Here is a 26,424-nt window from a genome sequence, read left to right on the forward strand (position 1 = left end):
TGCGTGACGATTGCCGACCAGTTGCGAGGCGAGACCGAAAGGGAAAACCGGTGGTTCTCCGATCGGGCCGGATCAAAGTCGCCGGAACAATATCCGGGCGAGTGTGTTGTCGTCTCAGCCGACGACGCGATAACAGACGCTGGCTGTTCCCGAACGGATCATGCCGATATGGGAAGCAGCGGCCTTGGACAGATCGATGACACGACCGCGAATGAACGGGCCACGATCGTTGATGCGAACGACAACCGTCTTGCCGTTGCGCTTGTTGGTGACGGCGACCTTGGTGCCGAACTTGAGGTTGCGGTGGGCGGCAGTCAGGTAGGAAGCGTTCATTCGTTCGCCGGATGCCGTGCGCGACGACAAGGCGTACCAGGAAGCGCCGCCACAGCCTTTTCCGGCTGCTTGGCTTGGTGTCACGAATGTAAGAGTTGCCCCCACGGCAAACGCTGCTGCCAGCGCAGCAGAAGTGATTTTCATCTTGATCAAACAGATGACCCCTTCGTTTGAAATTTAGTCAAGTCTTACGAAGGATGCGCTTGTCACCGCCAAAAATGGCGAAAAAGTGCTTCAACCTTTAACCCTGGATTAGGAAATATTGACAATCTGCGAAAAATTAAAATTACGAAATCTTCAATGACGATCACAAAACTGCAGAAGTGCTTTGGAATCAGGCGTTAACCGAAAGCGACCAGACAAAACCTCCCCAAACGTGCACGCGCACATAAAAAGCGATTCAATTTTTTGAAATTGGCTAAAGCCGGCGGATTTAAAAGCTAGAAAAACAACAGATCACGCCAAGGTTGCATTTCATCGGAAGCATAAAAGCAGATCATCTTCCAACATGGAAAGACCAAAACTGGAGAAATCCGGTAATATTATTAGGCGAATGCGCGAGACTGTCGCCGGAAAGCCGGACACTATTCCAGCACCGCTTTACTTGACAGATCATCCCCGCCAGCTGTCGTTACCCCACAAATCCGCTAACGAAATCCGATAGTCGGGGAAGAGGAAGACATAACCGCTGTCACGCAGTCGGGCGTTGGAGACGCGCTTGTTCTCGCCGTAGAACGAGCGCGCCATCGGCGAAAGCTCGGCGGTCTCGAAGGGGATTTCCGGCGGTGGGCTGACGCCCATCAGCCGCGATGCCTCCAGCACCACATCCTGCGGCGGCGCCGGCTCGTGATCGGTGACATTGAAGACGCCTCCCATCGATCTCTCCGACAGAAACAGCGCGGCGCCGGCGATATCCTCGACGCGGATGCGATTGAAGACCTGGTTGGGCTTGATCAGCCGGCGCGCCGTGCCAGCGGCGATATTGCAGAAGGCGTTGCGGCCGGGACCATAGATTCCGGAGAGACGCAGCACGGCGACCGGAATATGGTTGCCGCGCCCAACGGCAAGCCAGTCCTTCTCGGCCGCGACACGCTCGACGGAACGGGCCGAGACCGGCTCCAGAGACGCGTCCTCCGTCACCCAGGCGCCGCCGTGATCACCGTAGACACCGACGGTCGAAAGATAGCCCGCCCATTTCAGGTTCGGCATCAGGTCCTGCAGTGGTGCCGCATCCGGCCGCATCATCGGGTCACCGTCGCGACCTGGCGCGATCGACTGGATCAGATGCGTCGTCCGCTGCATCACGGCCGCAAGCTCCGGCGAAATGGTCACGCCGTCATAGACCAGCGCATCGATCCCTGCGGCCTCGATGGCGGCGAGCTTGGCGGCCGAGCGAGTGGTGCCAACGACCGACCGCGCCAGCGGCAGGAAAGCCTTTGCGATCGCCTTGCCGGAGAACCCGGCGCCCAAAATCAGAACATGCATCAGACCACTCCTGCCAGTTTCCATTCGGCGAGAACTTCCGGATTGGTCTCGCTGTGCCGTCTTGCCGCAAATTGCGAGAAATCGCCAGAGGGCATGAGGCGCGACAGAGCCCAGACCGCCATACCGCGCACAACGGGGGACGCATCGTCCGCCAACGCCAAGCATGGACCCAGCAGCGAGATATCCCCGGAATTCCCGGCCGCGATCAGACAGTTGCGCACGAACCGGTCACGGCCGATGCGCTTCACCGGCGAGCCCGAGAAGAACGTCCGGAACGTCGCATCGTCGAGCCCCAGCAGATCGGACAGTTGCGGCTCCTTCAGGTCTTCGCGCGCCTGCAGCTTCATTTCCGAGGCCGTCGCGGCGAACTTGTTCCAGGGACAGGCGGCCAGACAGTCGTCGCAGCCATAGATCCGGTTGCCGATCTTCTGGCGCAGTTCCGGGTCGATCGGCCCCTTGTGCTCGATCGTCAGGTAGGAAATGCAGCGGCGCGCATCGATCCGGTACGGTGCTGGAAAGGCATCGGTCGGACAGGCATCGAGACAGGCGCGGCAGGAGCCGCAATGATCCCGTTCCGGCGTGTCGACCAACAGTTCCGCCGTGGTGAACAGGCTGCCGAGAAACAGCCAGGAGCCGAAGTCGCGGCTGACGAGATTGGTATGCTTGCCCTGCCAGCCGAGGCCCGCCTGTTCGGCGAGCGGCTTTTCCATCACCGGCGCGGTATCGACGAAGACCTTGACGTCTTCGCCGGCCCGCGCCGCAAAGCGCGTGGCGACCTCTTTCAGCCGGCCCTTGATGAGATCGTGATAATCGCGGTTGCGGGCATAGACGGAGATGGCGCCCCGGTCCGGCCGATCCTGAAGGGCGCGCGGATCCTCGTCCGGCCCATAATTCATGCCAAACAGCACGACGGAGCGGACATCGCCCCAAAGGACACGCGGATCGGCCCGTCGCTCCGCCGTCTCGGCCATCCAGTCCATCGTCCCGTGGAAATCTTGCGCAAGAAAATCGGTCAACCGCTCCGGCGCGCGCGGAATGGAATCCGGCAGCGCGACGCGACAGACGTCGAACCCCTTCTGCCGGGCCTCGTCCTTCAGGAAGTCGGTCAGCGTCCGGCGCTTCTTTTCGTCTTTCTCCTCACGGAGCGCATTGCCGGACACAAGACCCTCCTGCGCAGGAATATAGCCGATGGCGTAAAGACCCCTCTGGCCTGTCGGCCATCTCCCCCACAAGGGGGGAGAAACCCAGCCGCTGCCCGCTGTTTTCATCATCGGATAGGGCGGCAGGCTAAGCCCCTCCCCCTTGTGGGGAGGGGTTGGGGAGGGGACTTTACCAAGGATAACGATCAGAAATCCAGATCGGCGTAATGAGACACCGGCGTCACGCCGCGCACGCGCTCGGCCAAGAGCGGACGGAAGGACGGGCGCGACTTCAGCCGCTGGTACCAGTCCTTGACGGAGGGCACTTCCGACCAGTCGATCTCGCCGAGATAATCCAGCACGGAGATCGCTGCGGCGGCGGCAAGATCGGCATAGGACAGCCGGTCGCCGGCCAGATAGGTGCGCGAGCCGGCAAGCCAGCCGAGATATTTCAGATGCTGGCGAATGTTCGAACGCGAAGTGCGCAGCATCTTCGAATCCGGCGCGCCGCCGCCCTGGTCCGGCGTCATCTGCAGCTTGAAGATGCGCTCGCGCACCAGCGGCCGCGTCACGTCGGCCTCCATCTTCTGCAGGAACCACTCGGCCAGCCGGCGGATTTCCGCGCGCTGGAAAGGATCTTCCGCCAGAAGCCGGCGGTCGCGCTTCAGCACGCCATTGGTCTCGTCGAGATATTCGGAAATCACCGTCGCGCCACAGAGCGCGCGCATGCTGTCATCGACATAGACGGGCAGCGTACCGGCGGGGTTGAGGGTCAGGAAATCGCGCCGCTTCTCCCACGGCTGCTCCTCGGCCAGTTCCGTCTGATAGCCGTATTCCGACAGGATCAGGCGTACGAACCGGGACGCTGTAGACATGGGGTGGTGATAGAGTGTCGGCATCGGATATCGGTTTTCGTCAATTCGTTTGGGAGGGAACGGGTTTGTCGCACAGGTTTCGTCTGGCCACGACGCGTTTGAAAAAGCTATAGGAATTTGCTGCCGCGAACACAAGCGAATCAGCCAACGCCCTTCGATGGTCCCAGACCCTAACCTCCAATGCTTCAGGGATACTTAATTTCATGGCCGATCAATCGATCATCAGTGCGCTTATCCTTGGCCTCATCGAAGGCCTGACGGAGTTCATCCCGGTATCATCGACCGCCCATGTTCTGCTCGCCGGCCATTTCCTCGGCTTCAAGTCGCCCGGCAACACATTCGCCGTTCTGATTCAGCTTGGTGCGATCCTGGCTATCCTGCTCGTCTATTTCCAGCGGCTGCTGTCGATCGCTTTTGCCTTGCCGTCCAGCGCCAAGGCGCGGGGCTTCGTGCTCTCGGTCCTCATCGCCTTCCTGCCGGCCGCCGTGATCGGCGCCATCGCCCATGACTTCATCAAGAGCGTGCTGTTCGAAACGCCGATGCTGATCTGCATCGTCCTCATCATCGGCGGCATCATCCTCTATGCGATCGATCGCATGCCTCTGAAGCCTATCTATCGCGACGTCATGGATTATCCACCCTCGCTGGCGCTGAAGATCGGTCTTTTCCAGTGCCTGGCGATGATCCCCGGCACGTCGCGCTCCGGCGCCACCATCGCCGGCGCGCTTTTGATGGGAACCGACAAGCGTTCTGCCGCCGAGTTCTCCTTCTTCCTCGCCATGCCCACCATGCTCGGCGCCTTCACGCTCGATCTCTACAAGAACCGTGATGCCTTGAGTTTCGACGACGTCTCGCTGATCGCCGTCGGCTTCATCGCGGCCTTCGTATCCGCCCTGTTCGTGGTGCGCTCGTTGCTGAACTTCGTCTCGACCCGCGGCTTTGCTCCCTTCGCCATCTGGCGCATCCTCGTCGGCACGGCGGGCCTAATCGGCCTCTGGCTGGTCGGCTGAGCGCAATAAAAAACCGCGCGCGTCCCGTTGAAAGGATGCACGCGGTTCCTGGCCCCCGCCATAAGGGAAAGCCGCCCCGATTGACGAGGCGCAATATCTTACTTGTCGAGCGATCCGATCGACGCGGTCGTGCAGGGATCGACGCCATAGGCCGGCGTGCAACTGTGATTGCTGGCAACCGTCTTCGGTGCGGCGAACGACCCGGCCAGAACGACAAGTGCCGCGCACGCAAAGAAAATCGCGATCGATTTACCCATGAAAAAAGTGCCTCTCAAGATGAATGTGATGGCGCCGGCCGGTCTCTCAACCGAACGATGCGGCGCGGCTGCTGTCTAGGCGCTGGCACCGTCGTTATCAATATCGAGACATGTTGAATCGACGGTAAATGCCAATCGCTTTTTTAAGTGAGGCAGAAACGCAACGCTTTTTCAAACCGAACAAAAAGAAACCGCCGGTGGAGGCCGGCGGTCGTGATTGCAACCCGATGCAAAGGGATGAAAATCGTCCTCAGGCGGCGCTGCCGGAGCGGCTGTACTGACCCTGCGGACGGTAGCGGACCATGTAGGACGGCAGCACGGATTCGACCGACGTGCCATCGATGCCAAAGGCCTTCAGCGTGCGGCCTTCCGACTGCGCGGCACCGGAAACGACATTGTCGGTCTTCAGGAGCGTGACCTGGTCGACCGTCAGCGGCGGCGTGATCAGCGGGATCATCGAGACGACGGAGCCGATCATCGAGGCGATGCCGAAGGGTAGCGGCAGGAGCATGCGCTTGCGGTCGATGACCTTCATCATGATCTCGAGACAGTCCTTGAAGGTCAGTACGTCCGGGCCGCCAAGCTCATAGATCCTGCCGCGCGCGACCTTGCCTTCGACGGAGCGAACGACCGCTTCGGCGACATCCGTGACATAGATCGGCTGGAACGCCGTGTTGCCGCCGCCGACCAGCGGCAGGACCGGCGAGAAGCGCGACATTTCCGCGAACTTGTTGAAGAAGCCATCTTCCGGACCGAACACGATCGACGGACGCAAGATCACCGCATCCGGAACGATATCGAGGATGGCCTTTTCTGCGCGGCCCTTGCTGCGGGCGTAAACCGATTCGGAGTTCACATCGGCGCCAAGCGCCGAGACATGGGTGAGCGTCGCGCCGACGCCTCGCGTCGCTTCCGCCACCGCGCGCGCGCCAAAATCCTGAACGGCGTCGAATGTGTTGCGGCCAGCCTCGAACAGGATGCCGACGCAATTGACGACGTGATCGGCGCCCTGCACCGCCGCATCCACCGACTTGCGATAACGCAGGTTGGCCTGGACGAAGGAAATCTGCCCGACATTGCCGAGCGGCTGAAGGAAACCGGCGAGATCCGGGCGGCGGACGGCGACGCGGATGCGATAGCCGCGCTTGGCGAGCGCCCGTACGACATGACGGCCGACAAATCCGGAGCCGCCGAAAACGGTGACGAGCGGCGGGAGGTTGGACAAGGTCATGGCGCAGGCACTCCTGATGTTCTGCAAGATATATGTGAGCTACATAGCCCAATCACCGGGCGAGGTGAAGGCTTATAGCGCCGGCTTTGCTGCCGCTTTCCGCCGCAGCCGCAAATGATCGTCAGATACCTTCGACGACGACCATTTCCGCATCCGCCACTTCCTGGCGGATGGCGGCGGCGATCTGGTATTCCGGCGAGTTGTAGCAATGGACGGCCGCCTGCAGCGAGGGGAACTCAATCACGACATTGCGCGCCCGCACATCGCCCTCGAGACGGTGAAAAGCCCCGCCCCGGGCAAGGAAGCTGGCCCCGTATTTTTCAAAGGCCGGCTTTGCCGCCGCAACATAGTCCTTGTAACGCTCGGTGTCGCGCACATCGACCCGTGCGATCCAGTATCCCTTGGCCATGATCGTCTCCTTTGTTCGTTGCAATCCGGCTCTGTTCCCGCTTCTTCCGCCAAATCATTTGGCCGGTCAAGCGGGCTTGCTCGGTGGTGGACCGTCGCTCGTTCCGAATGACAGGATCAACGGCAATGGCGACTGAACATCCAGGCTGCTGACGATGCTCAAACCGGCTTATTGGATGAAGATTGCACCCCATTCTCCGTCATCCTCGCCCTCGTGGCGGGGATCCAGCGACCCGACGTCCGTCGGGTCAAAAGACTCTTTCCATCTCAATGACTTGAGCTGACTGGATTCCTGTGACAAGCACAGGAATTGTCTGTCTGAATCATGCTTTAATGGGGTGAAGCTGGATCATGCCCGGGGTGGCCACCCCGGGCATGATGCGGTCACGCGCCCGAACAGGAATAGGTCTTGACGACCGGCCTCATCCTGGGCCGTGAGCGCACCAGCTTCGCATCGCTTGTTGACTTGAATGGGCCGGTTTTCACCGCGCCCGCAGACAATGCCAAGCATGGAGCCCCATCATGATCGCGAATGCCGATGAAATCCAGTCCACCCTCGGCTGTGATGTCGCCAAGGATACCGTCACCCTTTTCGACAGCCGCACCTTGAAAACTCTCACCGTCTCCAACACGACAGCTGCTCTGAAGGCGGCTCTGAAGCCCTATGCCGGACGCACCGGCATGCTTGCCATCTGCGAGGCGACCGGCGGTTACGAAGACGAACTGCTGCGCGTTCTGGAGAGCCTGGCCATCCCGGCCCACCGCGCCGATGCCGCGCGGGTGAAGGCCTTCATCCGCTCTTGCGGCACGATGGCCAAGACCGACCCGATCGATGCCCGCCATATCGCCGAATACGGCCTCCTGCGGGCAAAATCGCTGCCGCGCTTCCAGGCGCCGGAGCCACAGGACGCGCGCATGAAGCTTTTGGTCGCACGCCGGGCCGACCTCGTTGCCATGCGGGTGCAGGAAGAAAACCGGCTGAAGGCGCCGCGCAACAAGCCGATCGCGCGCGAAATCGCCGGGCATGTCGCCGAGATCAAGCGGCGCATCGATGCCATCGACCGGCAGATCGAGGCGACCGTCAGCGGCAACCGCCGGATGAAGGAGCGTCAGGCGATCCTGCGCGGTGTCCCAGGCATCGGAAAGGTGATCGCTCCCGTCCTGCTCGCCCTCATGCCCGAACTCGGCCGGATCGACCGCAGGCAGGCCGCAAGTCTCGCCGGCTGTGCGCCGCATCCCCGCGACAGCGGCACCTATAAAGGACGGCGATTTGCCACCGGCGGGCGCCGCCAGCTCCGCCCGCTGCTCTTCACCGCCGCCATGGCCGCAAGCCACAGCAAAAGCCACCTCGCCGTCATATACCGACGCCTCCTGGCCGCGGGAAAATCAAAGATGACAGCCCTCGGCGCCCTCATGCGACACATCGTCGTCATCGCAAATGCAAGGCTCAAGGAATATGAAGCCGCCGATGCACGACTGACTTGATGAGGGAGAGGATGGCAGCCGCAGGACTTCCAAAATGACCTGCAGAATCATCGGAAAATGCGTTTGTCAGCGGCCTGAGCGCCTGATCAGAGCGCACCGCTCATCTCGTCGAGAATGACGCGAGCGGCAGCCTTCGGATCGTTGGCCTTGACGATCGGGCGTCCGACAACGAGATGGCTCGAGCCTGCATTCAGCGCGGCGGCAGGTGTCATCACCCGCTTCTGGTCGCCCCTGTCGCTACCGGCCGGGCGGATGCCGGGCGTGACGATCGCCATGTCCGCACCGACGATCTTGCGCACGGCCGCCGATTCCTCGGCCGAGCAGACGATGCCGCCCATGCCGGCATTGCGCGCCTGTTCGGCGCGGCGCAGCACCAGCGTGTGCGGATCATATTCATAACCGGCGTCGATGACGTCCTGTTCGTCCATCGAGGTCAGCACCGTCACGCCGAGCAGGCAGAGATCCGAGCCCTTCGCCGCCTCGACCGCCGCCTTCATGGCTTTCGGATAGGCATGAAGCGTCAGCATCGACATGCCCATCTTGACGATATTCTCGACGCCCTTGGCAACCGTGTTGTCGATATCGAGCAGCTTCATGTCGAGGAAGACCTTCTTGCCGTCCCTGGCGAGGTCGCGAGCAAGTTCCAGGCCGCCGGCAAAGACCAGTTGGTAGCCGATCTTGTAGAACAGCGCGTCATTGCCCAGTGCTTTGACGATGGATTCGGCCTCGCCGATAGTGGGAAGATCAAGGCCGACGATCAGCCGGTCGCGCGCGGTCGCAGTCATTGTTGCCATCCTTGCCAGAACTCCATGGCGGTCCAGTCGCATGCAAGGGACCGGTCCGCAAGGGAAAATGCGAACAGATTGCCGCCGCCGGCCGGCTGGTCCTGGCTGCGCGCGATCGGCCGGCCGGCCAGATGGCATTTCAGCAGGGTGCCGACGCCGCCATGGCCGACGAACGCGATCGGTTGTAGCGGATCATGCTTGTCGAGCACGGAAGAAACCGCAGACACGATACGCTGTTGCGCATCGATGGCCCGCTCCCATCCGTGGAAACTCTCCTGCGGATGGGCAAAGAACCAGTTGGCAGCCTTTTCGAATTCCTCGGGAACGAGAAAGCCGGTCGCCGAGCGGTCGTTTTCACCGGAATGTTCCAGCACCTCGACATCGCAACCACTTGCTTGCGCCAGGATCGCGGCGGTTTCCAGCGCCTTGGTCTCGTCGCTGGACAGGATGCGCTTCAACTCTGCCGCCCACTCGCAGCGCGCCGCCTGTTCAGCCCGGGCGGCACCAATCTCCGACAGACCCCAGCGCGGCACCGGCACGCTCGGATCGATGCGGACCTGCGGATGGGTGATATAGACCCCGAACACGGAAAGGCTCAGTGCGTCTTGCGATAGACCCAGAGCTGGGCCGGGGGAATGTTGCGCACCATGAAATCGTAATGCGCGATCTGGTAACGATCGGGCATGGCCACGACCGGCGACAGCGGGCCATAGGAGATCTGGATGACCGGTCGCCCGACGGGTATGCGCGACAGCAGGTCTTCGATCAGCGATACGCGCACATGCATGGGAAAATTGAGAAGCGGCACGGCGGAGATGACACAGTCGAATTTCTGGTCGCGGCGCAGACCGAGCGTCGTGTCGAGATCGAAGGCATCACCATTGATGAACTCGACGCCGGGATAGGTCTTCACGAGATGCTGGTAGAAATCGGTGGAGAACTCGACGGAAACAAGGTTTTCCGGCTGAACGCCCTTCTGCAGGATCGCCTTGGTGATGACGCCGGTGCCGGGGCCGAGTTCGAGGACCGGCAGGCCCGAATACGGATTGACGACGCTGGCCATCCTGCGGGCGGTAAAGCCGGATGTCGGCACGATCGAGCCGACCGCCTTCATGTTGCTCTTCCATCCTTTGAAGAAACGGATTTCCTCATCGAATTTCTTGCCAAGACGCTCTTTCAGACGAAAATTCATGCGGATCTCCAGCAACCTCGCCTGCGTTGCGGGCAGCACATCATGTCTGCCTGTTGCAACGCAGCACCCTCCATTACGAAATGATTATGTGTCGTCCGATGCGACAAAAACAAGTCATTTCGCGCCATAAATTGTTGCTGCCAACAGGAAGCTTGCCAATCCTCGCACGCCCACACTCCCGGCACCGCATTTCGTTTTTTCGACAATTCCTATACAAAAAAGACCGGATCAAGTCCGGCCTCCAGCCTGCTGACAAACCTGAAAGCGGCTGTTTGACGAAAGCCGCTCCCCACTCTCCGTCATGCCCGCCCTTGTGGCGGGTATCCAGCGACCCGACGTCTGTCGGGTCAAAAGACTCTTTCAGCTTAAGGACTTGAGCTTACTGGATTCCTGTGACGAGCACGGGAATGACGGATAGGATGGTAATCGCCGAGTGTCCCAAGTGATCTTCAAAGTCGTCAGGAAAAGACTTTGTCAGCTATTTCGGCCGGATCACGTCCGTCCCATTTTCGTTGCCGCAATACGCGTCCTAAACCCGCATCGGCATCAGCACATAGAGCGCATCGTCTCCCGCCATGTCACGCACCAGCGTCGGCGAGCCGGCATCGGCCAGCATGAACACGGCATCGGTGCCGGACAGCTGGGCGGTGATGTCGAGCAGATATTTGGCATTGAAGCCGATTTCCAGCGGGTCGCTGTCATAGCCGACCGGCAGTTCTTCCGTCGCACTGCCCGAATCCGGATTGTTGACGGTCAGTGTCAGCTGGCCGTCGCTCAGCGCCAGCTTCACCGCGCGGCCACGCTCGGAGGAAATCGTCGAAACGCGGTCGACGGCCTGCGCGAAGGACTGGCAGTCGATCTTCAACTCCTTGTCGTTGTTGGCCGGGATGACACGCTGGTAATCCGGGAAGGTGCCGTCGATCAGCTTCGAGGTCATGACGATCGAGCCGATGGTGAGCCGGATTTTGGCGTCCGACACCTCGACGGTGACGACGACATCGGGATTGTCGACCAGCTTCTGCAACTCGCTGACGGTCTTGCGTGGAATAATGATGCCCGGCATGCCTTCGGAACCCGACGGCGCTTCGAGATCGGCGCGGGCGAGACGATGGCCGTCGGTCGCGACCGCGCGCAGCTTCAGCTGGCCCTTGCTCTCGATCGTGTGGATATAGATGCCGTTCAGGTAATAGCGGGTCTCTTCCGTCGAGATCGCGAACTGGGTGCGATCGATCAGCATCTTCAGGTCCGTCGCCTTCATCTTGAACGTATGGGTAAAGGCTCCGGCCGTCAGGTCCGGGAAGTCCGACTGCGGCAGGCATTGCAGCGAGAATTTCGAGCGGCCGGACTGGACCGTCATCGCCGTTCCCTCGGCATTGGTGGCCAGCGCCACTTCCGAGCCGTCGGGCAGCTTGCGGACGATATCATAGAGCAGGTGCGCCGGAACCGTCGTCGCGCCGGGCGTCTCGACCTGGGCGGGCGTCGCCTCGGTGATTTCCAGATCGAGGTCGGTCGCCTTCATGTCGAGGCTGGCGCCATCGGCGCGCAAAAGCACGTTCGAGAGGATCGGAATGGTGTTGCGACGCTCGACCACGCGATGGACGTGGTTCAGCGACTTCAGGAGATTGGACCGCTCGAGAGTAATGCGCATGGATGCTACCGCTTTCAACCCGTGCCGGAAACAGGGCTCCCGGCCTTGACGTATTCGACCGCCCAGAAGGCAGCAAAGATGTGGACGGGCAAAATGGCAGAAAGAGGTCGCGAAAATCAAGCGCTATCGCGGATGAGTCGGGACGATTGTAGGCGGGATGGGGCGGATCATCCCCATTATCCCTTGAAGCTTCGGCATATACCTTCTCCCCGCGAGCGGGGAGAAGGTGCCCGAAGGGCGGATGAGGGGCAACTCCGCAGGCTTGTCACCTCCAAGCTCAAGGCCTCAAAATATCACGCGCAACACTTCGCCCCTGCGGCAGCCGGCCCGCAGCAGGAAGATGCCTGCCTGACCGTTTCCGCCAGCCAACGGTCGCGCGGCTTGCAGCTTGCCGGTCGCGGTCCGAGGTCGACATGAAGGACACCGCCGCGCAGCACCGGTGACGACGCCTTGTGGAGTTGCATCGGGGCGATGCCATCGGAGACCTCGAATGTCAGCCGCGCCGAGCCATCAAGCGCCACGTGTTCGGCGACCTTGCGAACGATGGCCGCGAATTTGCGGGCGGGCATATGAGTTCGATCACCTTCCTCGATATCCCACAACTGCACGAAAATCTCCGACCAGGCCTCCGGATTGGCGCCGCAATCGAGCGCGGAGAAGTGCCCGGCCTTGACCTCGGTGATGTGGTAGCCCGGCCGGATATCGGCGCCGTCATAGGAAAAGACCAAGGGCGCATCCGGGCTGGCGTCCAGCACCGCCAGCAGGAAGCCGAGATCGATGTCGTCGGCTGCGGATTGAGTATTGTCGAGTGTCGCCATTTGCGCTAATCCTTATTTTGACATTTTTAGGATTATTGAAATATGGATGAACGTCAAGCCCTCTCCGCCTTCGGCGCGCTCTCGCAGGAAACCCGGCTGCGAATTGTCTGCACCCTCGTGATCGCCGGGCCGGAAGGCCTGGCCGCCGGCTCGGTCGCCGAGGCGGTCGGTGTTTCCGCGACCAATGTCAGCTTCCACCTCAAGGCGCTCGAACAGGCCGGGCTGGTCAGCCAGCAGCGGGCATCGCGCTCGATCATCTACACCGCAAGCTACGATACGCTCGGCGCGCTGGTGCGGTTCCTGATGGAGGACTGCTGCGCCGGCCACCCGGAAATCTGCGCACCGATCAGCGCCGCTAATATTTGCTGCGCGCCGGCGATCACGGAGAAAACCCGGTGATAGAGTTCGAACCAGTTTCCGGAAATAATCCCGCCCTCAAGCGTATGTTGGAAGCCGCTGGGCTTCCGACCGACGATCTATTGGATGCCGGGCGTGCGTTCTTTGCGGCCACCAGGGGCGGTGTGGCGCGCGGTTTCGGTGGCTTTGAAACGGCAGGGACGGATGTGCTCCTGCGATCCATCGTCGTCGATCCGCATGTCCGGGGCCAAGGCGTCGGCCACGTGATTACACGCGGCGTGCTGGATCAGGCCCGCGCAGGCGGCGCGGCGCGGGCTTTTCTCCTGACGACGTCGGCAGCCCCCTTCTTCGAAAGAATTGGCTTCACGGTGATCGATCGCGCCGCTGCTCCCGACGCAATTCTTCAAACCCGGCAAGCCGCCTCCATCTGTCCGGTATCCGCCATTCTCATGATGATGGACCTAGCGTCATGATGGTCTTCAGCCTCGGCCGCCGCCTGTTCGCCGAAGCGATCGGAACGGCCATTCTCGTCGCAACCGTCGTCGGATCCGGCATCATGGCCGACAGGCTATCGGATGACACAGCCGTCTCGCTGCTGGGCAATACCATCCCGACCGGCGCGATCCTCGTCGTCCTGATCACGCTTCTGGGGCCGATCTCCGGCGCGCATTTCAATCCCGTCGTCACCATGGTCTTTGCCGCCAGGCGAGAGATCGGCTCCCGTGAGGCGCTGTTCTATGTTTTCGCGCAGGTCGCGGGCGGCATCGCCGGCACCTGGCTGGCGCATGCGATGTTCGATCTTCCGATCCTGCAGATCTCGCAGACGGCGCGGCTGGGAACAGGCCAGTGGACCGCCGAAGTGGTCGCCACCTTCGGCCTGGCGCTGACGATCCTCTGTGGACTGCGCTTTCGCGGTGACGCGATCCCGTGGCTCGTCGGCCTTTACATCACCGCCGCATACTGGTTCACGGCCTCGACATCCTTCGCCAACCCGGCGGTCGCCGTTGCGCGCGCGCTCACCAACACCTTCTCCGGCATCCGCCCCATCGATCTTCCCGGCTTCATCGTTTCGGAAATCGCCGGCGCGCTGCTGGCCGCCACCATCGCCGGCTGGCTGCTGACCGAACCGTCCCGCCTTCCGCTAACCGCCAATCCCGAGGGTGCAGAATGACCTTCCCCATCACGATCTATCACAATCCGCAATGCGGCACCTCCCGTAACACGCTCGCCCTGATCCGGCATGCCGGGATCGAGCCTGTTGTCATCGAATATATTCAGACGCCGCCGACGAAACCGGAGCTTGCGAAGATGATCACCGACGCCGGACTGACGGTCCGCGACGCCATTCGCGAGAAGGGAACGCCCTATGCCGAGCTTGGCCTCGACAATCCGGCGGTGAGCGACGACCAGCTTCTTGACGCCATGCTGGAACACCCGATCCTGATCAACCGGCCCTTTGTGATGACGCCGCTCGGCACCCGCCTGTCCCGCCCCTCCGAAGTCGTGCTCGACATCATCTCGGCCGAGATGTTCACCTCGGAATTCATCAAGGAAGATGGCGAGCGGGTGTTGGATGCCGTCGGCAAGCGGGTGGGCTCACGGGAAAAACGACAGTCCAGATGAGTGCTGTGCCGAGTTTCGGTGACCGCCCTTGCCCCCACACCTTCCCTCGCCCATAAAGGCCAGCAACGCATCGGGAAAAACATATCGTGGAACATCAGGCAGACGGCGAACAGGGAACGGCCGAACGGCAAAAGACCTACCGTGTCCACAACACGGTCGTCCCCGCCCGTCCGCTGGAGCCGGCGCTCTACCTGGTCGCCACCCCGATCGGCAATCTCTCCGATATAACGCTCAGGGCACTGGAAACGCTGGCCGGCGCCGATGTTCTCGCCTGCGAAGACACGCGCGTGACCCGTGTCCTGCTCGATCGCTACGGCATCGTCAATCGGCCCTATGCCTATCACGAATACAATTCCAACGAGGTCGGGCCGAAGCTTCTGGCGGCGCTGGACGAAGGCAAGTCTGTGGCGCTGGTGTCCGATGCCGGCACGCCGCTGGTGTCGGATCCCGGCTATCGTCTCGGCCAGCTCGCCATCGAAGCCGGGCATCGTGTCGTGCCCATCCCCGGCGCCTCGGCTCCACTGGCGGCACTTGTCGGCTCCGGGCTTCCCAACGATGCCTTTCTCTTTGCCGGCTTCCTCCCCTCCAAGGACAAGGCCCGCCGCGACCGCTTTGCCGAACTGGCGGCGATCCCCGCAACCCTGATGTTCTTCGAATCCCCGCACCGGATCGCAGCAACGATCACCGCTGCCCATGACGTGCTCGGGCCGGAGCGCCGCGCCACCGTCTGCCGTGAACTGACGAAAACCTTCGAAGAGTTCCGCCGGGGGACGCTTGCCGAACTCAAGGCGTTTTACGATGAGGGCGCCACCGTCAAGGGTGAGATCGTGCTGGTGATCGGTCCGCCGGACGCACCGGCAGCCCCGGAGGCCGAGGATGTCGATGCCATCCTGCTCAAACTCGTCAAGGATATGTCGACCGGCAAGGCGGCGACCGAGGCCGCGAAACAGACAGGCCTCAACCGCAAGAATCTCTACGACCGGCTGCTCGAACTGAAGGATCGGGATGACGCGTGAGGCGCCCGACAGGAATAGACTGAGGGCGGTTCGGCGCGGATCGTTCGCCGAATATCGCGCTGCTCTCTTCCTGTTTTTCAAAGGCTATCGCATCGTCGCCTTCCGCTACCGCACGAAACTGGGTGAAATCGACATCATTGCACGCAAGGGCAATCTGATCGCCTGCATCGAGGTGAAAGCCCGCCGCTCGCTGGACGATTCCGTGTTTGCGGTTTCCGATTTTGCACAACGCCGCATCCGTGCCGCAAGTGACGTCTGGCTCACCAAACAAAGGGATTCCGCACGCCTTTCAATCCGCTACGACATCATCTCCGTGACGCCCTGGCGCTGGCCCGTCCATTTGCCGGATGCTTTTTGAACAGCTGTGCATCACTGTAATCGTTCCGACACAAAAACGTTATCCGGACGTCATGAAAGGGCTTTAGCCGGTTCCTAACCTTAACCCTGGTGAAAGGAACTGCCATGATCAGGAAATTCACGATGACCGGCCTCGCGCTGGCTTTCTCCGCCACCTCCTCGTTTGCCGCGACCAACATTACCTGGTGGCACGGCATGGCCGGCCGCAACGGCGAAGTCATCAACGAGATCGCCCAGAAGTTCAACGCCGCGCAGACCGCTTGTGCGCTGACCCCGGTTTCCAAGGGCACCTATGAAGAGGCGCTGGCTTCCGGCATCGCCGCCTTCCGTTCGGGCGAACAGCCGAACATCCTGCAGGTTTTCGATGCCGGTGCGGCAACGATCATCAATGCCAAGGGCGCCGTCATCCCGGCTGAAGACCTGATCAACAACGCCGGCTACACGTTCGACCGCAACGCCTTCATCGATGGCGTGCGCTATTTCTACGCCGACAGCGACGGCAAGTTCGTCGGCATGCCGTTCAATTCCTCGGCCCCGATCATGTACATCAACGACGAAGCCCTGAAAAAGGCCGGCGTCGACGCCCCGAAGACCTGGGAAGAGTTCGAAGCCGCCGCTCCGAAGCTCAAGGAAGCCGGCTTCATTCCGCTCGTCCAGTCGCAGCTGACCTGGCAGTTCACCGAGAACTTCTTCTCGCGCAACAACATCCAGTTCGCTTCCAACAACAACGGTTATAACAGCGTCGTCGACACCCAGCTGAAGGTCACCGACCCGAACCTCATCATGATGTTCGACAAGCTGAAGGCCTGGGCCGACGAAGGCTATTTCGCCTATTACGGTGCCGGCTGGAACGATAACCAGAAGATGTTCGAGGAAAACAAGGCGGCTCTGTGGATCGGTTCGTCGGGCTCGTTCGGCGGCCTGCAGAAGACGGCACAAATGCCGTTCTCTGCAACCTTCCTGCCATACTGGGGTTCGATCAAGGGTGCTGGAACCTCCTCCTTCATCGGCGGCGCTGCCCTGTTTGCCATGTCCGGCAAGTCGGACGAAGAAAACAAGTGCGTTGCCGACTTCTTCCAGTTCCTGACCTCGCCGGAAATCCAGGTCTTCTACCATGAAGCCACCGGTTATGTCGCGATCACCAAGGCTGCCTATGAGCTTGCCAAGAGCCAGGGCTACTACAAGGAAAAGCCGGCTGCCGAAGTCGGCATCCAGCAGCTCCTGCTGCCGGCCGGCGAATGGTCGAAGGGCTACCGCCTCGGCTTCTACCCGCAGATCCGCGAAATCATGGAACGCGAATACGGCCGCATCTTCGCCGGCGAAGTCTCCGTCAAGGACGCCTTCGACACGATCGAGAAGGAAGGCAACGAACTTCTCGCCAGGTTTGCCAAGACGGCTGGTTGATCTGATCTTTCCCTCCCCCTTGTGGGGAGGGTGGCCCAAAGGGCCGGGAGGGGTTCTTTCTTAAAAATCCCCTCCCCAACCCTCCCCACAAGGGGGAGGGAGCGCCCCTCATCCGGCCTGTCGGCCACCTTCTCCCCGTCACGACGGGGAGAAGGGACAAGCGGCAAACTCCGTCATCCCTTCTCCCCGCCTGCGGGGAGAGGGCTAGGGTGAGGGGCAGGCCTCGCCGCCCTGTGTATTTCAAATCTTGAAAGTCCGTCCATGACGAACACGCCCTCATCTTCGGCCATGTCCGCGACACTCGCCGCTCCCGCCGCCGGCGGGTTTTCGCGTCTGTTCGGCTTGCGCAAATCCCCCACCAGGCCGCCGGAAGACAGCGCCGCCAAGCGCGTGCAGTTCTCCTCGCCCCTTCTGCCCTATCTCTTCCTCGCCCCGCAGATGGCGATCATCGTCATCTTCTTCTATTGGCCTTCGGTGCAGGCGATCCAGTCATCCTTCTACCTGGAAGACCCCTTCGGCTTCGGCTCCGCCTTCGTCGGCATGAGCAACTATACAGACGTGCTGAAATCCGGCGAATATCTCGGCATCGCCCGCTTCACCGCCGTCTTTACCGCCGCCGTCACCTTCTTTTCGCTGGCCATCGGCCTGCCGCTCGCCGTCAAGGCAGACGGCATCATCCGCGGTAATGCCACCTACAAGACACTGCTGATCTGGGTCTACGCCATCGCCCCGCCGGTCGCCGGCCTCATGGGCATGATGCTGTTCGACCAGCACATCGGCCCACTGGTCAAATTCGCCGGCCTGCTCGGCTGGGACATGAAGGTCGGGCTGAACTACAACGACACGGCCGCCGCGATGGTCATCGTTTCCGTCTGGAAGCAGATCCCATACAACTTCATCTTCTTCCTCTCCGGCCTGCAAGGCATCCCCGTCTCCGTGCGCGAGGCCGCGCTGATGGACTGTCGCTCCGGCTTCCGCCGCTTCTGGACCGTCACCCTGCCGCTGCTCGCCCCGACCGCCTTCTTCCTCCTGATCATCAACACCACCTACGCCCTGTTCGACACCTTCGGCGTCATCGACGTGATGGTGAAGGACAAGGCCGCCAACAACCCGATCACGCTGGTCTACAAGGTCTATATGGACGGCTTCCGCGGCAATGACCTCGGCGGGTCCTCGGCCCAGTCGGTCATCCTGATGATCATCGTCTTCGTGCTGACCATCTTCCAGTTCCGCTTCATCGAGCGGCGCGTCCACTACAACTGAGGGGCGGAGCCATGCAGCGCGTCAAACTCTTCGATCATTTCATCCTGCTGATGGGCGTCTTCGTCATGGTCGGCCCGCTGGTCGTCGCCTTGATGACCTCCAGCCACGAGGCTGCCGACATCCATCGCAATGGCCTATCCCTCCTGCCCGGCGGCCATTTCGTCGAGACCTACACCAAGGTCCTGACCAGGGAAGGCGGCTTCACCGGAAAGATCACCGGTCTTCGGATGATGATGAACTCGCTGATCCTCGGCCTCGGCTTTGCCGCCGGCAAGATCATTCTGTCGATGCTGGCGGCCTATGCGCTGGTCTATTTCCGCTTCCGCTTCGCGACCATCACCTTCTGGATGATCTTCACCACCCTCCTGCTGCCGCTCGAAGTGCGCATCCTGCCGTCCTACGAGGTGATGAATGCGCTGAAGCTGACCAACACCTATACCGGCCTGATCGTGCCACTTCTGGCGTCCGCCACCGGCACTTTCTATTTCCGCCAGTTCTTCAAATCGATCCCCGACGAACTGCTCGAAGCCGCCCGCATTGATGGCGCCGGCCCCTTCAAGTTCTTCATCGACGTCATCGTGCCTTTGTCGAAGACGATGATGGCGGCGATCTTCATCATCATGTTCGTCTATGGCTGGAACCAGTATCTCTGGCCGACGCTGATGACCACCGACGAGAGCTTCTTCACCCTCGTTCGCGGCATCAAGCAGATCCTGCTTGTCTGGGTCGGCTCCAACACTCCCGATTACAACGAGGCCTTTGCCCTGGCGATCCTCGCCATGCTGCCGCCTGTGATGATGGTCATGATCTTCCAGCGCTGGTTCATCAAGGGCCTCACGGAAAGCGACAAGTAAAGGAACGCCCGATGTCAGCGATCAACATCACCAATGTTTCTAAGATCTATGCCGGCGGCGTCGAGGCGGTGAAATCCGTGTCGATCGACATCGCCGACGGCGAGTTCATCGTGCTCGTCGGCCCTTCCGGCTGCGGCAAGTCCACGTTGCTGCGCATGGTTGCCGGTCTCGAAACCATCTCCAAAGGCACTGTCGAAATCGGCGACCGCATCGTCAACGATGTCGAGCCCGCCGAGCGCGACATCGCCATGGTCTTTCAGAACTATGCGCTCTACCCGCACATGACCGTCTACAACAACCTCGCCTATGGTCTCAAAAACCGCGGCACGCCGAAGGCCGAGATCGACGCCCGCGTGACGGAAGCCGCCCGCATGCTGGAGATCGAGCAGTATCTTACCCGCAAGCCACGGGCGCTTTCCGGCGGCCAGCGCCAGCGTGTCGCCATGGGCCGCGCCATCGTCCGCAAACCCGCCGCTTTCCTGTTCGACGAGCCGCTCTCCAACCTCGACGCCAAACTGCGCGTCTCGATGCGCGGCGAGATCAAGCAGTTGCAAAAGCGCCTCGGCACGACCTCGCTCTACGTCACCCACGACCAGCTGGAAGCCATGACGCTGGCCGACCGCCTCGTGGTCCTCAACGGCGGCGAGATCGAACAGATCGGCCGACCGCTCGACGTCTACCACAAACCGGCCTCGACCTTCGTCGCTAGCTTCATCGGCTCGCCCGCCATGAACCTTTTGCGCGGCACACGCGATGGCAACCGCCTGCATCTCGGTTCGCAGATCATTGAGGCCGACCGCCTCTCGTCGCTCCCGACCGACCTTACTGTCGGCATTCGCGCCGAAGACCTGCGCCTCGCCAACCCCGGCGAACAGGCGCTCACCCTCAAGATCGGCTATGTCGAGGAACTCGGCGCCCAGCGCCTCGTCCACGGCATGATCGACGGCAAGCCACTCACCGCCGCCCTCTCCCCGGAAATCGACCTCACCGACACGATCGCGCTCACCATCGCCCCGTCGCGGCTGCACTTCTTCGACACGACGACGGGCAAGCGGCTGATGCGGGGTGCTGCGAACGGCAAGCGCGAGGTGGCGGAGGTGATGGAGGTTGTTACGGGATAGCTCCGAACGCAGGGCCTCGGTGGTGGAGTTTTCTTCCGAGCCGGTTTTAGGGCCGACAAAACTGGAAAATTGATGCGTCGCGAGGGCTGCTAGGTATCTATAAAAAGCATAGTGAATTTCTCTATAATTTCAGACTGCTGACAAACTCCTCAGCCGATTGTTTGAGAACGAGGCATCCCCACTCTCCCTCATCCTCGCCCTCGTGGCGGGGATCCAGCCGCCGCGCGTCTGCGCGGCGAGAGGCTTTTTCACGCGATGGACATCGCGTGACTGGATTCCTGTGACGAGCACAGGATGACGGAGTGGATGGAATGATCCCTCGTCTCTCGCCCCCAGCCGAGCCAGTATTATGGCCAAGGGGATGATTTACAGCCCAGAGACGACGTTGCGCGGCGAGAGATAATGGTCGCTCCGAAACCTCTCCGGAGCATCCGGGCAAACACATTACCCGCTCAAATCGAACGCGTAATACCGCCATCGACGCGGATATTCTGGCCGGTGATATAGGCCGCACCCTCCGAGGCAAGGAACGCGACGGTCGCCGCGATCTCGGCGCTGGTGCCGTAGCGCTGCATCGGCACGCCATCCCGGCGTTCGTCGGTGGCGGGCAGGCTGTCGATCCAGCCGGGCAGGACGTTGTTCATGCGGATGTTTTCGGCCGCATAGGTGTCGGCGAAAATCTTGGTGAAGGAGGCAAGGCCGGCGCGGGCCACCGCCGAAGTCGGGAACATGGCCGATGGCTCGAAGGCCCAGGCGGTCGAGATATTGATGATGACGCCGGACTTCTGCTTCTGCATGATCGGGGTGACGAGACGCGTCGGGCGCACGGCGTTGAGGAAATAGACATCGAGACCGGCCTTCCAGTCGTCGTCGGTCAGTTCGAGGATCTGCTTGCGCGGTCCATGGCCGGCGCTATTGACCAGCACGTCGATACGGCCCCATTTCTCCACCGTCGTGTCCACCAGCCGCTGCAGGTCGTCATTCGACTGGTTGGAGCCGGTGATGCCGATGCCACCGAGTTCCTGCGCCAGCGCCTCGCCCTTTCCGGAGGAGGACAGGATGGCCACCTTGAAACCGTCGGCCGCTAAGCGCCGCGCGCTTTCCGCCCCCATGCCGCTGCCGCCCGCCGTTACAATCGCTACCTTTTCCATCGTCATCGTCTCATCCTTCCCGTGGTCATGGCCTCAAAGAGCCGTCTATTGTGTGGCTTGAAATATCACCGAAGCCGTCCAATATCGAAATAGTTCTCATGCGATTTACCAATAGAAAATCTTCTGGATCAACCGCCATGCTCGGCAAGCTCCCCTCGCTCAACGGCCTGAAGGCGTTCGAAACCTCCGCACGCCATCTCAACTTTCGCTTGGCGGCCGAAGAGCTCGACGTCACGCAGGCGGCCGTAGCGCAACAGATCCGCCGGCTGGAGGCGGAACTCGGCGTCCAGCTCTTCGAGCGGCTGCCGCGCACGCTGGCCCTCACCGGCGTCGGGCGCGGTTACGGCGCCGACATCAGACGTGCCTTCGAAATCCTATCGTCGGCCACCGAAAACCTGAAACCCCAGCCGGTCAAGCTCACCGTCAGCACGACGCCAACTTTCGCCTCGAAATGGCTGATCCCCCGGCTGCCGGAGTTGACACGGCATTATCCCGAACTCGACCTGCATATCCAGGCAACCGAACGCATGTCGAATTTCCAGGCCGACGGCGTCGATCTCGCCGTTCGGTATGGCCGCCCGCCGTTCGGTCCGGGGCTTGCAGCCGAACTGCTGTTCGAACAGGAGATCATCGCCGTCTGCAGCCCGCTGCTGCTCGAACAGCGGGACCGGCCACGCACGCCACGACAGCTGGAAGACTATACGCTGCTGCATGACGCCCATAATTTCTGGCCGGAATTCATCGAGCAGCACATCGGCAAGTCCGACACCGCCTTCAAGGGCATCAGCTTCAACCAGACCTCCCACGCCATCGAGGCCGCCATCGCTGGTCAGGGCATCGTGCTCGCCAACCACGACTTCGTCTCCGGCGACCTTCAGGGCGGCCGCCTGGTGCAAGCCATCGAAGGGTCGCTCAGGAGCCCCTCCGACTTCTACCTCGTTTGGCCGCGCTACCGGAAATCGGCCGAACTGACGACGTTGGTCGATTGGGTCCTGAGCGAGGCGAGGCCTGCTGAATCACGTTAGGCGATCCGCCTGACCTATATTCCCGCCTGAAAGCGGGGACGTGATTTAGCCTGAAGATTCGGCATCTCCGCCTCTCTCCCGGCGGCAGAGGACACAAAAACAGCACCTTAGCCAAAGGCTCAATGTTAGATTTTGTCGGTGAGGGGATTTCGGCCACGCGCCAAAATCCCCGCCCCCTTCACCCGTGCCATCATGACCTCGTCCCGTCACGGATACACCGGTTTGCGTTGCCGGCGAGGCGGGGCCGGTGCCCGGATGGTCTGGCGGAACGCGCGCAAGATCCCCGGGGCTGCGTGAAAGGCGGTTCTCCTCCGGTTCGTGAATGAACCGGGCGTGCCGGGTAGCCACGCCACGGGCGGTTCACGCCGCCGGACGGTTCTGCCGTCCAAGGGTCCAGGGCCAACCCCGCCAGATTGAAAGGCCCAGCGGATAAGCAGCGGGCCGGGGCATTGGAGGCTTCCATCTGACACCTGGAAGCGCAGAAGAACCTGAGAAGCGCGGCAAAAGACACCGAAACGGGGCACATCGCGTGTCATCTGTTTTTCTACTCACCAGGCACACGATGTGTTCCGGCCGAGTTTTCAAACCACGGGCGCATCGCGCCGCGTGAGCACCTGTGCTTGCCTTGTATATCCAAAGGAAAAATCGTTCCGCATTCGATCTTGGCGTGGATAGAAATCTGTAGGCTCCCGCCGACCCGGTTGCTATACAACGGCCTGCCCACCATGACGCCCACGATCAACAGGAAACCCACCCATGGCGAAGATCACCAATGTCGCGGTCCAGATGGATCATGTCTCCGGCATCACCATCGCCGGCGACAGTACCTTCGCCATGAGCCTCGAAGCACAGGCGCGCGGCTACAGGCTGTTCCATTACACACCCAACCAGCTGTCGCTGCGCGATGGCAAGGTTTATGCCACCGTCCAGCCGATGGAATTGCGCGACGTCAAGGGTGACCATTACACGCTGGGCGACGCCGAGCGCATCGACCTGTCGACCATGGATGTCGTGCTGCTGCGCCAGGATCCGCCCTTCGACATGGCCTACATCACCTCGACGCATCTGCTCGAGCGCATCCATCCCAAGACGCTTGTGGTCAACGATCCGGCCTGGGTGCGCAATTCGCCGGAAAAGATCTTCGTCACCGAATTTCCCGACCTGATGCCGAAGACGCTGATCACCCGTGATCCCGCCGAAATCGCAAGCTTTCGCGCCGAGATGGGCGACATCATCCTGAAACCGCTCTACGGCAATGGCGGCGCCGGCGTGTTTCACTCGACCCGTGATGACCGCAACATGTCGTCGCTTCTCGAAATGTTCGGCCAGATGTTCCGCGAACCCTTCATCGCCCAGGAATACCTGCCGGCGGTGCGCAAGGGCGACAAGCGGATCATCCTCGTCGATGGCGAGCCGGTCGGTGCGATCAACCGCGTGCCCGCCGAACACGATGCCCGCTCCAACATGCATGCCGGCGGCACCCCGATGCCGACGGAACTGACGTCGCGCGAAAAGGAAATCTGCGCCCGCATCGGCCCCGCCTTGCGCGAACGCGGTTTCCTGCTCGTCGGCATCGACGTGATCGGCGACGTGATGACCGAAATCAACGTCACCTCGCCGACCGGCATTCGCGAAGTGAAGAAATTCGGCGGCGCCGATATCGCCGCACGTCTCTGGGACGCGATCGAACGCAAGCGCGCCTGACCAGCAACTCCTCGCCCGAAGCGTGATACAACCCGTTTCGCGCTCCGGATGTTCACGGTTGTTCCGCTTCGTTCGCACAATACAACCGGCCTCAACCATCGCGATTGCATTCATCGAATCCGTTCGATGATTGTTCTTGTTTTATTCCGGTATTCGTGCCAGATTTCCCGCCACAACCGATGAAGGTTGTGGCGGCGGGTTGTTCATCCGTCGCGCGGTCAAGAGGGGCAATCATGGTCGCACGTGTCAGTACGGTTGCATTTCAGGGCATTGAAGGCGTTCCGGTCGATGTTCAGGTCATGGTCGCGCCGGGCAAGGTCGGCATGCAGATCGTCGGCCTGCCGGACAAGGCGGTGGCCGAAAGCCGCGAGCGGGTCCAGGCGGCCCTGCATGCTTCCGGCCTGTCATTGCCGGCCAAGAAGGTCACCATCAATCTCGCGCCTGCCGATCTTCCGAAAGAAGGCAGTCATTTCGACCTCCCCATCGCGCTCGGCCTGATGGCGGCACTCGGTGCCATTCCCGGCGATGCGCTGGATGGCTACGTGGTGATCGGCGAGCTCAATCTGGATGGCACGATCGCCACTGTGGCCGGGGCGCTTCCCGCCGCTATCGGCGCCAACGGGCTCGGCAAGGGCCTGATCTGCCCGGCCGACAGCGGTCCGGAAGCCGCCTGGGCCGGCTCCGAGATCGACATTCTCGCGCCGCGCAGCCTGATCGCGCTCGCCAATCATTTCCGTGGCACGCAGGTCCTGTCGCGGCCGGAAGCCTCGGTGCGCGCCAATGCCGCCAACATGCCCGATCTCGCCGACATCAAGGGGCAGGAAAGCGCCAAGCGGGCGCTGGAAGTCGCCGCCGCAGGCAATCATAACCTGCTGATGGTCGGCCCTCCCGGTTCAGGCAAGTCGATGCTGGCTTCCCGCCTGCCCTCCATCCTGCCGCCGCTGTCGCCATCGGAACTGCTGGAGGTCTCGATGATCCACTCGATCGCCGGACAACTCGCCGGCGGCAAGCTGTCGGATCGTCGCCCCTTCCGCACGCCGCACCATTCCGCCACCATGGCCGCGATGATCGGCGGCGGCATGCGCGCCAAGCCCGGCGAGGCGTCGCTCGCGCACAACGGCGTTCTGTTTCTCGACGAGTTCCCGGAATTCACACCGCAGGTGCTCGACGCGTTGCGCCAGCCGCTGGAAACCGCCGAATGCATCATCGCCCGCGCCAATCACCGCGTCACCTATCCCGCCGCCATCCAGCTGGTCGCCGCCATGAATCCCTGCCGCTGCGGCATGGCGGGAGAGCCCGGCCACAGCTGCGCCCGCGGGCCCCGCTGCGTCTCCGATTACCAGGGCCGGATTTCCGGCCCGCTGATGGACCGGATCGATATCCGCATCGATGTCCCCTCCGTCACCGCCGCCGACCTCATCCGCCCGGCTCCCGCCGAAACCAGCGCCGTCGTCGCACGGCGGGTGGCAAAGGCGCGCGAAATCCAGATGGACCGCTTCATTGCTTTCGGCACGCCACAGGTTCTATCCAACGCCCGCTGCTCGACGGCAATGATTGAAAAAATGGCCGAGCCCGATGCCGGTGGCCTGCAATTGCTACGCGACGCCGCCGAAAAGATGAAATTCTCCGCGCGCGGCTATCACCGCGTCCTCAAAGTCGCCCGCACCCTTGCCGATCTCGACGAGAAGCCGACGGTCGGTCGTATCCATCTGGCCGAGGCAATTTCCTATCGCATCGCCGGAGAACGCCTGACGGCGGCGGCCTGACAATTTCCCCGGAGATGCCGGGGAGGTTATGATGACGGAAGCATGTTGACGGATGCATTTCCGGCTCTTTGACACGATTATAGGGACATTGCGGCGGGTTAAGCCTTTCTCCCTTAT

General features: G+C 61.6%; 28 protein-coding genes. 15 read left to right on the top strand and 13 right to left on the bottom strand.

Features of this window, described 5'->3' with window-relative positions:
• Nucleotides 1-114 precede the first annotated feature (114 nt).
• The 4 genes from ACST81_RS22210 to ACST81_RS22225 form a co-directional block, all read right to left on the bottom strand.
• Nucleotides 115-477 (bottom strand): septal ring lytic transglycosylase RlpA family protein, encoded by a 363-nt coding sequence (locus ACST81_RS22210; RefSeq protein WP_438753767.1) that lies wholly within the window; start codon nucleotides 475-477, stop codon nucleotides 115-117.
• Between the two features lie 468 nt (nucleotides 478-945).
• Nucleotides 946-1,818 carry an SDR family oxidoreductase gene (locus tag ACST81_RS22215; RefSeq protein WP_438750641.1) on the bottom strand — a complete coding sequence of 291 codons (873 nt, stop codon included), beginning with the start codon at nucleotides 1,816-1,818 and terminating at the stop codon, nucleotides 946-948.
• Nucleotides 1,818-2,978, bottom strand: a complete 1,161-nt coding sequence (gene queG, locus ACST81_RS22220) for a tRNA epoxyqueuosine(34) reductase QueG (protein ID WP_438750642.1) — start codon at nucleotides 2,976-2,978, stop codon at nucleotides 1,818-1,820. The genes ACST81_RS22215 and queG overlap by 1 nt, the downstream gene beginning before the upstream one ends.
• A gap of 185 nt (nucleotides 2,979-3,163) precedes the next feature.
• Complete coding sequence (locus ACST81_RS22225) at nucleotides 3,164-3,856, bottom strand: glutathione S-transferase family protein (protein WP_438750644.1); 693 nt, start codon at nucleotides 3,854-3,856, stop codon at nucleotides 3,164-3,166.
• A gap of 179 nt (nucleotides 3,857-4,035) precedes the next feature.
• Here ACST81_RS22225 and ACST81_RS22230 point away from each other — a divergent pair, with 179 nt between their 5' ends.
• Nucleotides 4,036-4,842 (top strand): undecaprenyl-diphosphate phosphatase, encoded by an 807-nt coding sequence (locus ACST81_RS22230; RefSeq protein ID WP_438750645.1) that lies wholly within the window; start codon nucleotides 4,036-4,038, stop codon nucleotides 4,840-4,842.
• Nucleotides 4,843-4,940: 98 nt separating this feature from the next.
• Here ACST81_RS22230 and ACST81_RS22235 read toward each other — a convergent pair whose 3' ends face one another.
• The 3 genes from ACST81_RS22235 to ACST81_RS22245 form a co-directional block, all read right to left on the bottom strand.
• Nucleotides 4,941-5,099 (bottom strand): hypothetical protein, encoded by a 159-nt coding sequence (locus ACST81_RS22235; RefSeq protein WP_438750647.1) that lies wholly within the window; start codon nucleotides 5,097-5,099, stop codon nucleotides 4,941-4,943.
• Nucleotides 5,100-5,349: 250 nt separating this feature from the next.
• Nucleotides 5,350-6,330, bottom strand: a complete 981-nt coding sequence (locus ACST81_RS22240; protein WP_438750648.1) for a complex I NDUFA9 subunit family protein — start codon at nucleotides 6,328-6,330, stop codon at nucleotides 5,350-5,352.
• Between the two features lie 121 nt (nucleotides 6,331-6,451).
• Entirely contained in the window at nucleotides 6,452-6,739 is a 288-nt protein-coding gene (locus ACST81_RS22245) for a DUF1330 domain-containing protein (RefSeq protein WP_438750649.1), read from the bottom strand.
• A 521-nt stretch (nucleotides 6,740-7,260) separates the two neighbouring features.
• Here ACST81_RS22245 and ACST81_RS22250 point away from each other — a divergent pair.
• The gene (locus tag ACST81_RS22250) at nucleotides 7,261-8,223 is read left to right on the top strand and encodes an IS110 family transposase (protein WP_438749419.1); all 963 of its coding nucleotides are present in this window, start codon (nucleotides 7,261-7,263) and stop codon (nucleotides 8,221-8,223) included.
• Between the two features lie 86 nt (nucleotides 8,224-8,309).
• Here the strand turns inward: ACST81_RS22250 and pyrF are convergent, their stop codons facing one another.
• The 5 genes from pyrF to ACST81_RS22275 all read right to left on the bottom strand — a co-directional run bounded on the left by pyrF (nucleotide 8,310) and on the right by ACST81_RS22275 (nucleotide 12,666).
• Complete coding sequence (pyrF, locus tag ACST81_RS22255; RefSeq protein ID WP_438750651.1) at nucleotides 8,310-9,008, bottom strand: orotidine-5'-phosphate decarboxylase; 699 nt, start codon at nucleotides 9,006-9,008, stop codon at nucleotides 8,310-8,312.
• The gene (locus tag ACST81_RS22260) at nucleotides 9,005-9,595 is read right to left on the bottom strand and encodes a histidine phosphatase family protein (RefSeq protein ID WP_438750652.1); all 591 of its coding nucleotides are present in this window, start codon (nucleotides 9,593-9,595) and stop codon (nucleotides 9,005-9,007) included. Before ACST81_RS22260 ends, pyrF begins: the two co-directional genes overlap by 4 nt.
• Nucleotides 9,596-9,603: 8 nt before the next feature.
• Nucleotides 9,604-10,200, bottom strand: coding sequence for a phospholipid N-methyltransferase PmtA (gene pmtA, locus ACST81_RS22265; RefSeq protein ID WP_438750653.1), 597 nt, complete (start codon nucleotides 10,198-10,200; stop codon nucleotides 9,604-9,606).
• Between the two features lie 529 nt (nucleotides 10,201-10,729).
• On the bottom strand, nucleotides 10,730-11,848 hold the full coding sequence (gene dnaN, locus ACST81_RS22270; protein ID WP_438750655.1) for a DNA polymerase III subunit beta: 1,119 nt from the start codon (nucleotides 11,846-11,848) through the stop codon (nucleotides 10,730-10,732).
• 293 nt (nucleotides 11,849-12,141) lie between these two features.
• Nucleotides 12,142-12,666, bottom strand: a complete 525-nt coding sequence (locus tag ACST81_RS22275) for a DUF6428 family protein (protein ID WP_438750657.1) — start codon at nucleotides 12,664-12,666, stop codon at nucleotides 12,142-12,144.
• A 42-nt stretch (nucleotides 12,667-12,708) separates the two neighbouring features.
• Here ACST81_RS22275 and ACST81_RS22280 point away from each other — a divergent pair, with 42 nt between their 5' ends.
• From ACST81_RS22280 to ACST81_RS22325, 10 genes are all read left to right on the top strand, one after another.
• Nucleotides 12,709-13,065 carry an ArsR/SmtB family transcription factor gene (locus ACST81_RS22280; RefSeq protein WP_438750658.1) on the top strand — a complete coding sequence of 119 codons (357 nt, stop codon included), beginning with the start codon at nucleotides 12,709-12,711 and terminating at the stop codon, nucleotides 13,063-13,065.
• On the top strand, nucleotides 13,029-13,496 hold the full coding sequence (gene arsN2, locus ACST81_RS22285) for an arsenic resistance N-acetyltransferase ArsN2 (protein ID WP_438750660.1): 468 nt from the start codon (nucleotides 13,029-13,031) through the stop codon (nucleotides 13,494-13,496). Before ACST81_RS22280 ends, arsN2 begins: the two co-directional genes overlap by 37 nt.
• Nucleotides 13,496-14,194, top strand: coding sequence for an aquaporin (locus ACST81_RS22290; protein WP_438753769.1), 699 nt, complete (start codon nucleotides 13,496-13,498; stop codon nucleotides 14,192-14,194). The genes arsN2 and ACST81_RS22290 overlap by 1 nt, the downstream gene beginning before the upstream one ends.
• Nucleotides 14,191-14,646 (top strand): arsenate reductase (glutaredoxin), encoded by a 456-nt coding sequence (arsC, locus tag ACST81_RS22295; RefSeq protein WP_438750661.1) that lies wholly within the window; start codon nucleotides 14,191-14,193, stop codon nucleotides 14,644-14,646. The genes ACST81_RS22290 and arsC overlap by 4 nt, the downstream gene beginning before the upstream one ends.
• Before the next feature lie 86 nt (nucleotides 14,647-14,732).
• Nucleotides 14,733-15,662 carry a 16S rRNA (cytidine(1402)-2'-O)-methyltransferase gene (gene rsmI / locus ACST81_RS22300; RefSeq protein ID WP_438750662.1) on the top strand — a complete coding sequence of 310 codons (930 nt, stop codon included), beginning with the start codon at nucleotides 14,733-14,735 and terminating at the stop codon, nucleotides 15,660-15,662.
• Entirely contained in the window at nucleotides 15,652-16,020 is a 369-nt protein-coding gene (locus ACST81_RS22305; RefSeq protein WP_438750663.1) for a YraN family protein, read from the top strand. Before rsmI ends, ACST81_RS22305 begins: the two co-directional genes overlap by 11 nt.
• 104 nt (nucleotides 16,021-16,124) lie before the next feature.
• Entirely contained in the window at nucleotides 16,125-17,423 is a 1,299-nt protein-coding gene (locus ACST81_RS22310; RefSeq protein WP_438750665.1) for an extracellular solute-binding protein, read from the top strand.
• Between the two features lie 438 nt (nucleotides 17,424-17,861).
• A complete protein-coding gene (locus tag ACST81_RS22315) occupies nucleotides 17,862-18,686 on the top strand; it encodes an ABC transporter permease subunit (protein WP_438753770.1) in 825 nt (274 codons plus the stop codon).
• An 11-nt stretch (nucleotides 18,687-18,697) separates the two neighbouring features.
• Nucleotides 18,698-19,540 (top strand): sn-glycerol-3-phosphate ABC transporter permease UgpE, encoded by an 843-nt coding sequence (gene ugpE, locus ACST81_RS22320; protein ID WP_438750667.1) that lies wholly within the window; start codon nucleotides 18,698-18,700, stop codon nucleotides 19,538-19,540.
• An 11-nt stretch (nucleotides 19,541-19,551) separates the two neighbouring features.
• Nucleotides 19,552-20,661: a sn-glycerol-3-phosphate import ATP-binding protein UgpC gene (locus ACST81_RS22325; RefSeq protein ID WP_438750668.1), complete on the top strand. Its 1,110-nt coding sequence runs from the start codon at nucleotides 19,552-19,554 to the stop codon at nucleotides 20,659-20,661.
• A 452-nt stretch (nucleotides 20,662-21,113) separates the two neighbouring features.
• Here ACST81_RS22325 and ACST81_RS22330 read toward each other — a convergent pair whose 3' ends face one another.
• Complete coding sequence (locus ACST81_RS22330; protein ID WP_438750670.1) at nucleotides 21,114-21,818, bottom strand: SDR family oxidoreductase; 705 nt, start codon at nucleotides 21,816-21,818, stop codon at nucleotides 21,114-21,116.
• Nucleotides 21,819-21,949: 131 nt separating this feature from the next.
• Between ACST81_RS22330 and gcvA the strand changes: the two genes are divergently transcribed.
• The 3 genes from gcvA to ACST81_RS22345 all read left to right on the top strand — a co-directional run bounded on the left by gcvA (nucleotide 21,950) and on the right by ACST81_RS22345 (nucleotide 26,307).
• Complete coding sequence (gene gcvA / locus ACST81_RS22335; protein WP_438750671.1) at nucleotides 21,950-22,837, top strand: transcriptional regulator GcvA; 888 nt, start codon at nucleotides 21,950-21,952, stop codon at nucleotides 22,835-22,837.
• Between the two features lie 756 nt (nucleotides 22,838-23,593).
• On the top strand, nucleotides 23,594-24,541 hold the full coding sequence (gshB, locus tag ACST81_RS22340; RefSeq protein WP_438750673.1) for a glutathione synthase: 948 nt from the start codon (nucleotides 23,594-23,596) through the stop codon (nucleotides 24,539-24,541).
• A gap of 233 nt (nucleotides 24,542-24,774) precedes the next feature.
• Nucleotides 24,775-26,307 carry a YifB family Mg chelatase-like AAA ATPase gene (locus ACST81_RS22345; protein ID WP_438750674.1) on the top strand — a complete coding sequence of 511 codons (1,533 nt, stop codon included), beginning with the start codon at nucleotides 24,775-24,777 and terminating at the stop codon, nucleotides 26,305-26,307.
• Nucleotides 26,308-26,424 lie beyond the last annotated feature (117 nt).

The organism is Pararhizobium sp. O133 (assembly GCF_051669845.1).
Classification (GTDB): Bacteria; Pseudomonadota; Alphaproteobacteria; order Rhizobiales; family Rhizobiaceae; genus Pararhizobium.